The sequence below is a fragment of the Desulfitobacterium sp. THU1 genome (genome assembly GCF_038181555.1).
Lineage (GTDB): Bacteria > Bacillota > Desulfitobacteriia > Desulfitobacteriales > Desulfitobacteriaceae > Desulfitobacterium.
The window spans coordinates 60,001-73,970 of sequence record NZ_JBBWUA010000003.1 but is presented as its reverse complement, the minus strand read 5'-3'; the positions used below and the strand labels follow the sequence as shown (position 1 = coordinate 73,970).

Genomic DNA, 13,970 nt, shown 5'->3' with positions numbered 1-13,970 from the left:
CATGTAGGGATAGAGTAGATAGATTATCTGCTTAAGAAGGAAAAGGGAGGACAAATAAGTTGGATGCAAAAGAATTCTCTAAGAGATTTGCTGATGTAACAAAAAATATGTCTCCAGAAGAAGCGGCAGCTATTATGAGGCTGTTTCAAGGAATCTCTAATGGACTAGCTACAACTAAATCCAGTCCTGAAAATTATGGTGAGACCAAATCTCCTGTATTTGAAGGGGAGATTACTGGATTGACGCCCCGCTTAGAGCGGCTGCGTGCTGTTTATCTAAAAGCCAAACCAAGTATCAGTACTTATCGTGCCAGAGCGTTTACACAAGTGACGAAAGAAAACGCTGGCCTGCCAAAGATTCTGTTGCGCGCTAAATGTTTTAGAAAAGCATGTGAAACAGCCCCTTTGCTGATTCAAAAGGATGAGTTAATTGTCGGGCATCCTTGTGGGAATCCTCGTGCTGGTGCCGTATCCCCGGATATTGCTTGGAGATGGATTCGGGATGAGCTGGATACCATGTCAACTAGGGCCCAGGACCCCTTTCAAATCAGTGAAGAAGATAAGAGAATTCTCAAGGAAGAAATCTTCCCTTTCTGGGAAGGGAAGAGCTTGGATGAGATTTGCCAACAACAATATGAAGATGCCGGGGTCTGGTCATTTTCCGGCGAATCCTTTGTGAGTGACCTTTCCTATCACCAAATCAATGGCGGTGGAGATACTGCACCTGGTTATGATGTAATTTTGATAAAAAAGGGTATTAATGGGGCTAGGCAGGAAGCAGTAGAAAAGTTAAGTGAACTGTCGATGCTAAATCCTGAGGATATCGATAAGATATATTTCTATAAAGCTGAAATCGAAACCTGTGACGGAATTTTAGCCTATGCAAAACGACTTTCGGATTACGCCCGTGAATTAGCCGATCGGGAAGAGGACTCAACCCGGAAGAAAGAACTTTACAAGATCTCCGATATTTTGACCCGCGTACCGGCTAATCCACCGAACAACTTTTATGAAGCGCTTCAGTCGATCTGGACGCTGGAATCCCTTTTTGTTGTCGAAGAAAACCAGACCGGTATTTCTCTTGGCCGTTTGGACCAATATATTTATCCAATGTTCAAGGCTGATATGGAATCTGGACGCATGAATAAGTTGGAAGCCTTTGAATTGCTGAGCTGTTTCATCATCAAGTGTTCTGAAGTCATGTGGCTGTCCAGTGAGTCGGGTGCAAAATACTTTGCCGGTTATCAACCGTTCATTAACTTGACCGTTGGCGGGCAGAAACGCACTGGCGGAGATGCCACCAACGATTTGACCTATCTGATTATGGATGCGGTACGTTTTACCAAGATGTATCAACCGTCACTGGCCTGTCGGATTCATAACCAATCACCACAGAAATATTTAATAAAAATAGTTGAAGTTGTTAAAGCCGGATTAGGCTTCCCTGCCTGTCACTTTGATGATAGTCATATCAAGATGATGCTCGCTAAAGGGTTTAGCATCGAAGATTCACGGGACTATTGTCTTATGGGGTGTGTTGAACCTCAAAAATCTGGACGCATCTATCAATGGACCTCTACCGGTTATACCCAATGGCCGATTGCTATCGAATTCGTTCTGAATCGTGGCGTTATGAAATGGCGTGGCACAAGGGAAGGGATCGATACCGGAGAACTTGATAACTTCAAAACCTTTGAAGACTTTGATGCCGCCTGTAAAAAACAAATTGAGCATATCATCCAGTTATCGGCGATTGGAACTATCGTCAGCCAACGGGTTCACAGGGAGCTTGTTCCCAAACCGCTGATGTCCTTACTTGTCGAAGGTTGCATGGAAAAAGGCACCGATGTTACAAACGGCGGAGCAATGATTAATTTTGGACCTGGATTAATCTTCTCCGGCCTCGGGACCTATGCAGACTCCATGGCTGCTATCAAAAAATTGGTATTTGAAGAAAAGAAATATACCCTCAAACAAATTCGGGATGCCTTAGATGCAAATTATGAAGGGTATGAAGCCCTAAGGACAGATTGCCTGAATGCACCGAAATACGGTAATGACAATGACTATGCGGACGCAATTGCCTCGGATATTGTCGTTTGGACGGAACGGGTGCATAACACTTACAAAATGCTCTACTCACATTTCACGCATGGGACTCTTTCCATTTCCAATAACACACCAATTGGCGAAATAACTGGCGCCACACCGAATGGACGACATGCCTGGACACCGCTTTCCGACGGGATCAGTCCGACTCAAGGTGCTGACAAATTTGGTCCTACGGCTATCATCAAATCCGTGAGCAAGCTGAGTGTCGAGTCCATGAATATTGGTATGGTGCACAACTTCAAGCTGTTGCGTGGAATTCTGGAAACACCCGAAGGTGAAAATGGCTTGATTACCTTGCTGAGGACGGCGTCCATTCTAGGTAATGCTCAGATGCAATTCAGTTATGTAGACAACGAAGTTTTAAAGAGAGCCCAAATTGAACCGGAAAAGTATCGAGACTTGATTATTCGCGTTGCCGGGTATAGTGCTTACTTCGTTGAGCTATGTAAAGAAGTACAGGACGAAATTATTAGCAGAACAGTATTAGATCATTTTTAATCGAGTATTATTCGAGAGATGGAGACATTATGAGTAAAGAAGTTAGCAGAATCTTAGAACGTAAGGCGAGAATCTTCAATGTTCAGAAGTACTCCATCTATGATGGCCCTGGGATAAGAACGTTAATTTTCTTCAAAGGGTGTCCCCTGAGATGCAAATGGTGTTCTAATCCCGAGGGCCTTGAACGAAAGTATCAGGTCATGTATAAAGAAGATTTGTGTATTCACTGCGGACAATGTATTGCAGTTTGTCCTGTCAACATTCACAATTTTTCAGAGGAATCTAGACATCATGTCAACCGAGATATCGATTGTATAGGCTGTCGTAAATGCGAAGAAATCTGTCCGAAGCAGGCATTGTCCATTGCAGGAGAGGACAAATCGATTTCCGAGGTTCTGGAAATCATCCAACAAGATGCGCTCTTCTACCTGAGTTCAGGTGGAGGAGTCACCCTTGGGGGAGGGGAAGTCACAGCACAGCCTGAGTTTGCCACTAATCTACTCATGGAATGCAAACGCATGGGAATTAACACAGCTATCGAGACCTGTGGCTACGTTAAGCTTGATTCGTTACTCATGATCGCCCAGTTTACGGATTTATTTCTTTATGACCTTAAGCACATCGACTCTGATCGACACTACGAACTTACTGGGGTACGCAATGAACGTATTTTGGATAACCTGACAGAACTAATCCGTCGCGGCTACCATGTGAAGGTCAGGATGCCCCTCATCAAAGGGTTGAATGATGGTTTTGACACATTACGTCGCACCTTAGAATTTTTAAAGCCCTTCCAAAGCTGTAAAAACTTTCAAGGCATTGATCTACTACCCTATCATAGATTGGGCATTAACAAATACAAGCAATTGGATAAGAAATACACAATCAACGGAGATCTGACCTATACCACAGAAGAGTTAGATCGTATTGCGGAGATCATCAGAGAGTATGAAATGAATGTCAAGGTCATCAGACACTAAGGTAGCTTAAGTACAAGGTTAAGAACGGATGGAGGGATTTTATGAGTGCAGCAGATGAATTTGATCGAAAGCGTATTATTCAGGAGTATGTGCCTGGTAAGCAAGTGACCTTGGCTCATATCATCGCTTCCCCCGTACAAGACTTATATGAACGTTTGGGAATCGAGGAGCGAGGGGCCATAGGTATTTTGACCCTTACTCCGAATGAGACTGCAATAATTGCCGCAGATATTGCAACAAAAGCATCTGACGTCGAGATCGGTTTTTTAGACCGCTTCACAGGGTCCCTGGTCATATCAGGGGATGTGGCAAGCGTGGAAGCTGCCACCACAGCTATTAATGAAACCTTGGAAAAATTGCTAGGATTTACTCCAGCCAAGATTACGCGCACATGAAAAAACGCATTATGGTTGTCGGACCTACACAAGTGGGAAAATCGACATTAGTCAACCGTCTCAATGATAGTGATCGACCCTTGAAAAAAACTCAGGATGTTATATATGGAAAAAATACCATCGACACTCCTGGTTCCTATATAGAAAATGCTTCCATGTATAAGTACCTAATTGCTACAGCACAAACGGCATCCCATGTCCTTCTTCTGCTTGATTCATCCAGACCAGTTGAAGTATACCCGCCCAATTTTGCCAAGACCTTTACTTGTCCGGTTATTGGGGTAATCACTAAGGCCGATTTGGCCCCTGAAAACGCTGATTTATGTAGGCAACAGATGCAGCGCATCGGAGTTTCTGAACCCTACTTCTCGATTTCTTTAAAAGACAATACGGGTGTAGACGCTTTGAAAGAAGCTTTAAAAAAGGATGTATTGGAAGATTTAGGAGACATCAATTTATGAACGTGAAGTCAAAGATTTCGGGAAGGGTGAGGTGAGACTGTGAGATACATCACCGATAGGGAACTGCGCGATTTGTATAAAATAGAGCCATTTACAACCTATACTCTGGAACCGCAGGTAAAATTCACGCCGGAAGCTCGCCAGTTTCTAGTAGACAGAGGAATCAAGATACAGAATCAGAATAATGACGGTCATTGGACAAACAATAGCGGAAAAAAACCGGGGCAGGGCCGCGAAAGTTGGGGTGTGCTAAAGTTGCGAGGCAGAATGGAAACTATAGAATCCCTCTTTCTGTTGGTAGCAGCAGATCTCCTAGCTACAGGCGATAACCTCCTGGCTGAAGATGTCCTTACTTTAAGAAAATATTTTTGCAAGGTACTAAAGTCTGAACGAGAGCAGAAACCGCTCGAGCCCATACAATTTTGGGGATGGTCAGAAGGGGAAATCAGAGATTGCACTCACAGTTTGGAAAAACCCTTCGAGATTAATGAATTCCATGTCTGTTTGGAAGAGGGCAAGACAATTGCTTTACTAAATCACTTGCGTGCTGCTCTCCGCGAAGTCGAACCAGCTATCTTGGAAGCATATGGGCAAGACGAGAAGCAAGTTTGCTTGCGACAGGACTTAATTGATCAAGTTAACCTTATGATCGATATAATTTGCATCATGATAGGGAAGTCTCTGGGAGGTCAAAAATGCAAACCATAAATTCAGCTTTTCAATATTGTGATCAACTTGTTCGTGATTTCGAAAAGGTCATTGAAAAACCAATTGTAGGGAAATCCTCTGTTTATTACACAGGGATTGACCTTGGAACAGCGTATATAGTGCTGGCAGTCCTTGACGAGAATTATCAACCGGTAGCCGGTGCCTATCGTTTTGCTAATGTGGTAAAGGATGGTATGATCGTCGACTATATCGGTGCCATACGCATCGTCAAAGAGTTGAAGCAAGAGCTGGAGGAAAAGCTTGGCACTGAACTTATTTATGCCGCTGCGGCACTTCCCCCAGGAACCTTTACCCTAGATTCTGGTGCAATTAAACATGTGGTACAGGGTGCGGGATTTGAAATTACGAATTTGCTGGATGAACCGACGGCCGCCAATGCAGTGCTGAAGATTAAAGATGGCGCAATTGTCGATATCGGCGGAGGTACCACGGGGATTGCCATTTTGAAGGACGGCGAAGTGATTTATGTCGCCGATGAACCTACCGGTGGTACCCATTTCTCACTGGTCATTGCCGGAGCTTATAAGATGAACTTTGATGAGGCAGAGCTGTATAAACGGGATGTCAAAAACCATAGGGAATTGGCCCACGTTGTCAAGCCTGTTATTGAAAAAGTATCATCCATCATCAATCATCACGTATCTGATTATTCAGTGGAAGGAATCTATCTGGTCGGTGGAACCTGCTGCTTGGAAGGAATTGAAGATATCATCGCCAAGCAAACTCACCTCCCGACGTATAAACCTCAAAACCCTATGTTTGTGACACCGCTAGGTATCGCTCTGAGCTGCACACAGGAAATTCTATAGACAGGAGTGACTACACATGGAATATCGAATCATAAAATCCCCTTCCCAAGGGACGGTAGATCTCCTTCTTAGGCGTAAAGGTTCTGCACCAAGCGTCGCCATCGAGAACTACGATGCGATCGGTTTGGTGCAGGGGCGGATGATCGATATGGTTTTTGCCGCTGATGTCGCAGAAAAAGCAGCCGGGGTAGTCGTCGAAGATATTAAAGGACATTGTCCCCAAAATCTAATTATGATTGCTATTTTTGGCGATACCGCATCGGTGGAAGCAGCAATTAAGGATATACGCTATAAATTAAAAGAGGCTAAAGTAGGTGAGATCGCATGATAGCTGCAAAGGTAATTGATAATATATGGGCGACGCGGAAGGCCGAGTCCCTGAGAGGATTGAAATTGATGTTAGTGGAAGTCCTCGGCGGAATTGATGCAGGTCGTATCATGATCGCTGTCGATACCATTAGCGCCGGCATCGGCGAACGCGTCCTTGTCTGTACCGGCAGTTCAGCTCGCAAGATGCTGGATTGTGAAAACACTCCTATTGATGCCATTATTGTGGGAATAATTGACGAAGATTGTACGTTTTAAGAAATCCGGAGGTGAGAAAAGTTGGATTTAGTTAATCTGATTAAGGATGCAGGGGTTATCGGAGCAGGAGGAGCTGGATTCCCAACGCACGCTAAACTAACCTCGAAAGCAGAGTACATTCTATTAAATGGTGCCGAATGTGAACCTCTCCTGCGTGTGGATCAGCAATTGATGGACCTCTACGCTGATGAAATCATCAAAGGACTGGAGGCTGCCGGAAGAACTATTGAAGCTTCCAAAGCCGTTATTGGTATCAAGGGTAAACATAAAGAGGTCATTGCTCGTATGCGCTCTCGAATAGCAGCTTTGGGACTTGCAAGTTACATGGAAGTTATGGAGCTGCGGGATAGCTATCCTGCCGGTGATGAACAAGTATTGGTTTATGAGTTGACCCAAAGAATTGTTCCCGAGGCATCCATCCCCCTGAAGGTGGGATGTGTAGTCATCAATGCAGAAACTGCACTCAATATATTTAATGCCATGTCCGGAAAGCCTGTCACGCATACTTACATTACTGTTGCCGGCGATATTCCCTACCCTATCACCGTTAAAGTGCCTGTGGGCGTTCCGATTATCGATGTTATCAGGTTATGTGGGGTCGAAAATATCGATGGCTATGCCATTATCGACGGTGGCCCCATGATGGGCCCGCTTCTGAACGGTGTCGAGGGCTATGTTACTAAAAAAAGCAAAGGTTATGTACTGCTTAAGAAAGAACATTTCTTGATTCGTAAAAAGTCGGTTAATCTAGATCAAGCACGGGTAATCGGCAGAACAGCCTGTGAACAATGCCGCATGTGTACAGACCTCTGTCCGAGATATCTTTTGGGACATAATATGCAACCACATAAAGTTATGCGTGCTCTGAGCTACAATATTGAAGATATTAAGGAATTACAAATCGCCCAATTATGTTGCGAATGCAATGCCTGCGAATTATTCTCTTGCCCAGCTAATCTCCATCCGAAATCGGTGAACATTATATATAAGAAGAAACTCGCTGAACAAGGAATTAAATATCAGCCGCTTCAAATCGATTTCCAAACTAGGTCGGCTAGGGAATATCGATTGATTCCCAGCAAACGTCTTGTCGCAAAGATCGGCCTTACAGCCTTTGATGTGCCAGCCCCGATGATTCAGATCGAATTCCGACCCAGTTACATCGAGATTGGATTGCGTCAACATATCGGAGCACCAGCAATTCCGGTTGTCGCGGTCGGCGACGAGGTGAAGGAAGGCCAGATGATTGGCAGGATTCCGGATAATAGCCTTGGGGCGGCAGTTCATGCCAGCTTAGCAGGTACGGTTATGGAAGTTAAAGATAATTCTATTGTGATAAAGGTGGGTTAGTATGTATAGAGCAATTGGTATGATTGAGCTTACGAGTGTTGCTAGAGGAATTTATGCAACAGACCAGATGCTCAAAACAGCTTTCGTCGATGTGGTCAGCGCCACCCCTACCTGCCCAGGTAAATATATCGCTATTGTTCAAGGGGATGTTGCTGCAGTAGAAAGCTCGGTTAGCGTGGGTGCGGCAATAGCGGGAGAATATTTGGTAGATAGCTTCATTCTCCCCAATGTCCATCAAGGGGTTTTCCCAGCGATCACGGCGACAACTATGCCGGATGGAACTGGGGCACTGGGAATCATGGAGTCCTTCTCCATGGCATCCATGATTACGGCAGCGGATGCAGCACTCAAAGCTGCTGATGTCCAGGGCTTAGAACTTCGTTTGGGCAGTGGACTTGGAGGCAAAGCGTATTTTACTTTCACTGGGGATGTCGCAGCTGTTGAAGCAGGTATTGAAGCGGGTAAAGCTATCGCTATGGAAAAGGGATTACTCGTCGATATCGAAGTCATTCCTTCTCCGTCGGAACGGCTGTGGACTTCGTTGTTCTAAGAAAAGAGCATATACTTCTAAAACGATATACCATCGAAAGGAGGTGTGATCTTGAAAAAACTAATTTGTGAAAACGATATGAAAGCAATAGCAGAAAAAGGACAAAAACTTCTCTGTGTAGACTTTGGTACGATTATTACTCCGTCCGCGAAAGATCTAGCCAATGAATTAGGTATCGAAATAAGCATAGGTCCAGCGCCTATGGCGAAAAACACCTGCAAAAACAGTGGTCTAGTCAAACCAGGAAAAGGGATAGACAGAGATGTAATCTATCAAATGGTGAAAGCGGCATTGACCAACCGTATTCTGACAGGTAGCTCTGTGCCAGTGCTTGAAAGGCCATTCCTTACCGAGCGTGAACCGAAAAGTGGACTAAGAATTGTGCGTGGTAAGACGGTAAAGCTGGAGAATTTCGATACAGGTAACCCCAGGGCTAAGGTAGCTTATCGAGAACTAGTCAGTAAAGACGAATCCCAAATGAGTGCTGGCTTCTTGACTATTGATAATTCTAGCTTCGACTGGGAATTGTGCTATGAAGAAATTGATATTATTTTGGAAGGAAGCCTATCGATCACCATCAATGGTGTAACTTATGAAGCCTGCCAAGGGGATATTCTTTTCGTGCCGAAAGGTTCAAAAGTAACCTGGAGTTCATCGGGATATGTCAAACTCTTCTACACGACTTACCCGGCAAACTGGTCTGATCTTATGGATCAACAATAGGAGGATAGGCTATGCAGGCACTTGGCCTTATTGAGACACGTGGACTCCTTCCAGCAATTGAATGCGCGGATGTCATGCTCAAAACGGCACAGGTTGAACTTGTGGGAAGAACCTTTGTTGGTGGTGGTCTTGTGACAATTGCCGTAACTGGTGAAGTGGGTGCAGTTAAAGCTGCCGTTGAAGCAGGTACGATCGCAGTTGAGAAGATCAGTCATTCCTCATTGGTTTCACAACATGTTATTCCTAGACCGCATTCAGATATTGAGAGCATTGTCATCGTGAGCGAAAACCCCGCAGTAGTGGAAATGCCCCCAAGATCAGATGATACCTTGATCACAATTACAGAAGAAAGCATTGACTCTATGCCAATCACCCTAAAGCACGCTAACAAAGATGAAGTCGATGCAATTATTCAGAGTTTCGGCCTTGAAAAAGGGGTAGAAGCTTTAAAGACTCTCTCTGTGGTTAAGCTTCGCAATTTAGCTAGGGAATACAAAGAACTAGACATTGTTGGAAGAGCCATATCCAAAGCAAATAAAGAATTGCTTGTTCAGCAACTTAAGGGATATTACGAGAAGGGGGTGTCAGAATAAACACGACCAAAGTTGATTGCCTATGATACCGATTATAACTGGTATACGAAGGTGGAGGGAGGAGTAGCAAATTGGAAAGTTTTGATTATGATTTACAATCTGTTCAAGAGACGAGAAATATTGCCCGGAAAGGCAAACTGGCCCAAGCGGAACTTGCGAAATTTACTAGCGAACAGATTGATAGAATTATCCGTAATATGGTGAAGGTGGCCGAAGAAAATGCTATTTCTCTGGCCCAAGATGCGGTGGAAGAAACAGGATTTGGCAAAATAGAAGATAAGATTTTTAAAAACCGTTTTGCTTCCACGGAACTATATGATTTCATCAAGCCTATGCAAACCATCGGAGTCATCAAAGATGATAAGGTCAACAAAGTCATGGAAATCGCTGAGCCCGTTGGATTGCTCATGGGGATCGTCCCCTCAACCAATCCAACCTCAACGACCATATATAAATCCATTATTGCCATAAAATCCAGAAACGGTATCGTATTTTCACCACATCCCTCAGCTCTGAAATGCACGTTGCGAGCAGCCACGTTGATGAATGACGCCGCTGTAGCAGCTGGAGCCCCGGCAAATATCATTAGTTGTATTTCGAAGCCATCCATGGATGCTACTAACGAATTGATGAAATGCGATGAAGTCGCGATGATTATCGCCACCGGTGGGTCAGCCATGGTTAAGGCAGCTTATAGCGCCGGAAAACCAGCATTAGGGGTAGGACCAGGTAACGTTCCAGCCTATATTGAGAGAACTGCCAATATCCAGAAAGCTGTTAAAAACATCATCGCCAGTAAGACCTTTGACAACGGAACAATCTGCGCTTCAGAGCAATCGGTTGTCGTTGAAGAATGCATCCGCGATCAGGTTATGGAAGAGTTTAAACGTCAAGGCGGTTACTTCATGACTCCCGAGGAAACAAACAAAGTCGCCAAAAACTTATTTGTTAGAGGACATGCCATGAGTGCGAAAATGGTGGGGAGATCCGCCGAAGTCATCGCCAATGGTGCCGGAATATCAATTCCACCAGGAACAAAAGTATTGCTTGGCGAGCAACAGGGTGTGGGTGAAGGATATCCTTTATCCTATGAAAAGCTGACGACAGTACTGGCGTTTTATACAGTGAAAGATTGGCAAGAAGCTTGCGATTTGTGCATGAAATTATTGAATAATGGCGGGGTAGGCCATAGCCTCTCCATTCATACCGAGAATCCGGAAATGGCCATGAAATTCTCTGAAAAACCTGTGTTCAGAATACTGGTAAACACATCTTCTAGCCAAGGCGGTGTGGGAGCAAGCACCGGTCTTTCTCCAGCCTTTACCCTAGGGTGTGGTACCTGGGGTGGGAGTGCGACTTCTGATAATGTCACGCCCATGCACTTGATTAACATTAAGCGTATCGCTTATGGAATCAAAGACTTCACTGAAAGCAACAATACACCTTATCCGGCCAGTGGGTTACAGTATGGGAACCCTTCCAGTGCCATCAGTGAGGACCAGATTCAGTCACTGGTGAATGAAGTTATTTCGTTACTACAACAAAGAGGTGACTGCTGAAGTGGGTAAGTATGACGCTTTAGTAGACCTGCTCATGGAAGTGATTAAAGAAGGGGGAGAGCTTAAGCAGAACGACAACTCGATACCGGTGGGAATTTCAAACCGGCACATTCATCTTTCCCAAACGGATTTAGACACCTTGTTTGGGGTGGGATACCAATTAACGAAAATTAAGGACCTATCCCAACCTGGGCAATATGCCTGCAAGGAAACAGTGACGGTCTGCGGACCAAAAGGTGCGATCGAAAAGGTTCGCATCCTCGGCCCAGTGCGAAAAGAGTCACAAATTGAGATCCTTCAGACTGATAGCTTTAAACTAGGTGTAAACACCCCGGTGAGACTGTCTGGTGAGCTGGGAGGAACTCCAGGAATCACGATCATTGGCCCCAAAGGTAGCGTTCTTCTATCCAAAGGTCTCATCATAGCTCAACGACATATTCATATGTCCTTAGAGGACGCTCGATGCCTTGGTGTAACCGATGGAGAGCAGGTAACCATACAGATTAGTGGACTTCGCGGAGGAACCTATACTAATGTGGCCATTAGAGCCAACAACACCTCGAGTCTTGAATGCCATATCGATACGGATGAAGCCAATGCGATGAATCTCGTATCCACATCAAAAATAACAATAATAAAGTGAATTTTAGGAGGAAATTAAAATGAGTAAAACAGAAGCTTTAGGATTAATCGAAACCAAAGGTCTTGTAGGAGCTATTGAAGCAGCAGATGCTATGGTCAAAGCAGCTAACGTGTATTTGATTGGCCGCGAATTTGTCGGTGGTGGGTTGGTAACTGTTATGGTAAGAGGAGACGTCGGAGCTGTAAAAGCAGCTACTGATGCTGGGGCTGCAGCTGCTCAACGAGTCGGAGAACTGATCTCGGTCCATGTCATTCCTCGTCCACATAGTGATGTAGAAATGATCCTCCCAGTTAAAACAGAAGTACAGTAATCATTCGGCAGGTGGTAGGGTAGGAGGCTAATACTTATAAAAAGTCCTCTACCCTCAGTGCCATGGCAATATAGATCAATAGAACAATGGAAATAGGGTTATGGCCATAGGCTATAGCCCTGTTTGCCATGTTCGCTATGTGAAGTGATTTGATAGGTTTATCGTGTTTGTCTATGGAGTGAATTAAAGATGGTCAAATCTCCCAAGAGATTTGACCATCTTTTCATAGGGGTGCACAAGGAATATGTGGGAAAATGTCGAATTGAATGATGTCGAATAATAGATAGAGAAGTGGTATCACGTCGAATAGTTAATGTTTAGGTGATTCATTCGATTGGAACCATATTGAGTGATTTGATAATACTGAATAAGGTTACCCTTCTCGTCAATTTTAGCATCCATTGGCTGAATAATGCCAACAGCCTTTAAAGATAGGAGGTTAGCTTCCACGCCTTTTTCATTAACGTTTCGATCAAGGGGATACTCCTTTTTGAGCATTTCATAAATAGCTTGATTTGATACCCCTTCATTATGGAATATAATCTGAGCTACTCGGAATTTTACAGGCATCTGGAACATTCCGAACCTCCTTATCGACTTCTTAAATTAACTAAATCTCGAGGATTACCAATTGTGAGAATTGTGCCAATGGAAATCAGGACAACTCCGATGATGAGGTTGGTTGTTATTTGCAGATTATTTAATAACCACCCGAAAAATACAGCCCAGGAGGCGTAAGTCACATTTAGCCCCATTGCTCTGCTAACTCCAGTCATATTCATCGCTCGATACCAGGTTAAAACGCAAGTTCCGCCAATAAGAGCAATAAGAGCAATATACCATCCGGAGGGTGAGAGGAGACTATCAAGAAGAATTTTATAGGCAATTCCTCCTGTCAAAGGGAGTACCACTATAAGGTAAAGAAATAAATTAGTCGCTTCCCGGATGCCGATCGCAATATCTGAATCGATTAAGTCCATACCATAGGTCGAAATTACGCCTTCTACTGCCCAACCGACGGCAGCAATTGCCGCAAAACCAATGCCCAAATAAAAGTAGGGACGACCAATACCTTCTGGTGGGGTCATGCCCACAACAAATGAGCCAATAATTGCTAAAGCTATACCAGCCCAGACACGAGTAGATATCTTTTCTTTAAGAAAAATTGCTCCCAATATAGCACCTATGGCAGGATAGGTTGCTGTGATTGCGGCGGTATAGGAGGCACCGGAAAAATTGATAGCTAGCATATTACAGGACATAGCTAAAGGGCCACCAGCCATAGCTGCTAAGATAATGATCTTTCCTGGTCTAGTCCTTAAACTGCGCCGATAATCGCGCCATTTACCTTGAATTACATTATAAATGAATATCCATAGAGCAGCAAAACCATCGTGTAGGCAAGCGCCAACTAAGGGGGCTGCGAATAAACTCACATTATTAGTGAAAGGTGCTAAGGCAAAAACCATCCCCATTAACACTCCGTCTAGTCCCCAAGCTGCACCGGCAAGCAATCCACTACCAATACCCCTTTTAGCAAAGGTTAAATCCCTCTTTTGTAAAAGAGCCTGTGTATTCTGGTCCATCTCATACTCCTTTGATTGCTACGATAAAAGATAGTCTTATAGTACTATTTTGCACATTCGGGAGTGGAATGTAAAATATCAATAAAAT

17 protein-coding genes are annotated in these 13,970 nt (G+C 44.2%); 15 read left to right on the top strand and 2 right to left on the bottom strand.

Annotation, left to right across the window (positions count from 1 at the left end):
* Nucleotides 1–59 precede the first annotated feature (59 nt).
* The 15 genes from cutC (at nt 60) to eutM (ending at nt 12,296) form a co-directional block, all read left to right on the top strand.
* Nucleotides 60–2,609 carry a choline trimethylamine-lyase gene (gene cutC, locus AAC978_RS04130; RefSeq protein WP_341546744.1) on the top strand — a complete coding sequence of 850 codons (2,550 nt, stop codon included), beginning with the start codon at nt 60–62 and terminating at the stop codon, nt 2,607–2,609.
* 29 nt (nt 2,610–2,638) lie between these two features.
* Nucleotides 2,639–3,589, top strand: coding sequence for a choline TMA-lyase-activating enzyme (cutD, locus tag AAC978_RS04125; protein WP_341546743.1), 951 nt, complete (start codon nt 2,639–2,641; stop codon nt 3,587–3,589).
* A 41-nt stretch (nt 3,590–3,630) separates the two neighbouring features.
* Nucleotides 3,631–3,984, top strand: a complete 354-nt coding sequence (locus AAC978_RS04120) for a BMC domain-containing protein (RefSeq protein ID WP_341546742.1) — start codon at nt 3,631–3,633, stop codon at nt 3,982–3,984.
* A complete protein-coding gene (locus AAC978_RS04115) occupies nt 3,981–4,445 on the top strand; it encodes a EutP/PduV family microcompartment system protein (protein ID WP_341546741.1) in 465 nt (154 codons plus the stop codon). Before AAC978_RS04120 ends, AAC978_RS04115 begins: the two co-directional genes overlap by 4 nt.
* A 39-nt stretch (nt 4,446–4,484) precedes the next feature.
* Nucleotides 4,485–5,153 carry a cobalamin adenosyltransferase gene (locus tag AAC978_RS04110; protein WP_341546740.1) on the top strand — a complete coding sequence of 223 codons (669 nt, stop codon included), beginning with the start codon at nt 4,485–4,487 and terminating at the stop codon, nt 5,151–5,153.
* Entirely contained in the window at nt 5,141–5,983 is an 843-nt protein-coding gene (gene eutJ / locus AAC978_RS04105) for an ethanolamine utilization protein EutJ (protein ID WP_341546739.1), read from the top strand. The genes AAC978_RS04110 and eutJ overlap by 13 nt, the downstream gene beginning before the upstream one ends.
* A 16-nt stretch (nt 5,984–5,999) precedes the next feature.
* Nucleotides 6,000–6,311 (top strand): BMC domain-containing protein, encoded by a 312-nt coding sequence (locus AAC978_RS04100; protein ID WP_341546738.1) that lies wholly within the window; start codon nt 6,000–6,002, stop codon nt 6,309–6,311.
* A complete protein-coding gene (locus AAC978_RS04095) occupies nt 6,308–6,568 on the top strand; it encodes a EutN/CcmL family microcompartment protein (RefSeq protein ID WP_341546737.1) in 261 nt (86 codons plus the stop codon). Before AAC978_RS04100 ends, AAC978_RS04095 begins: the two co-directional genes overlap by 4 nt.
* Before the next feature lie 21 nt (nt 6,569–6,589).
* The gene (locus tag AAC978_RS04090; RefSeq protein WP_341546736.1) at nt 6,590–7,918 is read left to right on the top strand and encodes a 4Fe-4S dicluster domain-containing protein; all 1,329 of its coding nucleotides are present in this window, start codon (nt 6,590–6,592) and stop codon (nt 7,916–7,918) included.
* 1 nt (nt 7,919) lies between these two features.
* Nucleotides 7,920–8,468, top strand: a complete 549-nt coding sequence (locus AAC978_RS04085; RefSeq protein WP_341546735.1) for a BMC domain-containing protein — start codon at nt 7,920–7,922, stop codon at nt 8,466–8,468.
* Between the two features lie 51 nt (nt 8,469–8,519).
* Entirely contained in the window at nt 8,520–9,191 is a 672-nt protein-coding gene (locus tag AAC978_RS04080; RefSeq protein ID WP_341546734.1) for a cupin domain-containing protein, read from the top strand.
* Nucleotides 9,192–9,202: 11 nt separating this feature from the next.
* Nucleotides 9,203–9,784 carry a BMC domain-containing protein gene (locus AAC978_RS04075; protein WP_341546733.1) on the top strand — a complete coding sequence of 194 codons (582 nt, stop codon included), beginning with the start codon at nt 9,203–9,205 and terminating at the stop codon, nt 9,782–9,784.
* Nucleotides 9,785–9,855: 71 nt separating this feature from the next.
* Entirely contained in the window at nt 9,856–11,343 is a 1,488-nt protein-coding gene (locus tag AAC978_RS04070; RefSeq protein WP_341546732.1) for an acetaldehyde dehydrogenase (acetylating), read from the top strand.
* Between the two features lies 1 nt (nt 11,344).
* Complete coding sequence (locus AAC978_RS04065; protein WP_341546938.1) at nt 11,345–11,986, top strand: phosphate propanoyltransferase; 642 nt, start codon at nt 11,345–11,347, stop codon at nt 11,984–11,986.
* Between the two features lie 19 nt (nt 11,987–12,005).
* Nucleotides 12,006–12,296, top strand: a complete 291-nt coding sequence (gene eutM, locus AAC978_RS04060) for an ethanolamine utilization microcompartment protein EutM (RefSeq protein WP_341546731.1) — start codon at nt 12,006–12,008, stop codon at nt 12,294–12,296.
* Nucleotides 12,297–12,593: 297 nt separating this feature from the next.
* Here the strand turns inward: eutM and AAC978_RS04055 are convergent, their stop codons facing one another.
* Entirely contained in the window at nt 12,594–12,875 is a 282-nt protein-coding gene (locus tag AAC978_RS04055) for a hypothetical protein (protein ID WP_341546730.1), read from the bottom strand.
* A gap of 11 nt (nt 12,876–12,886) precedes the next feature.
* Nucleotides 12,887–13,882 carry a DMT family transporter gene (locus AAC978_RS04050; RefSeq protein ID WP_341546729.1) on the bottom strand — a complete coding sequence of 332 codons (996 nt, stop codon included), beginning with the start codon at nt 13,880–13,882 and terminating at the stop codon, nt 12,887–12,889.
* Nucleotides 13,883–13,970: the final 88 nt, after the last annotated feature.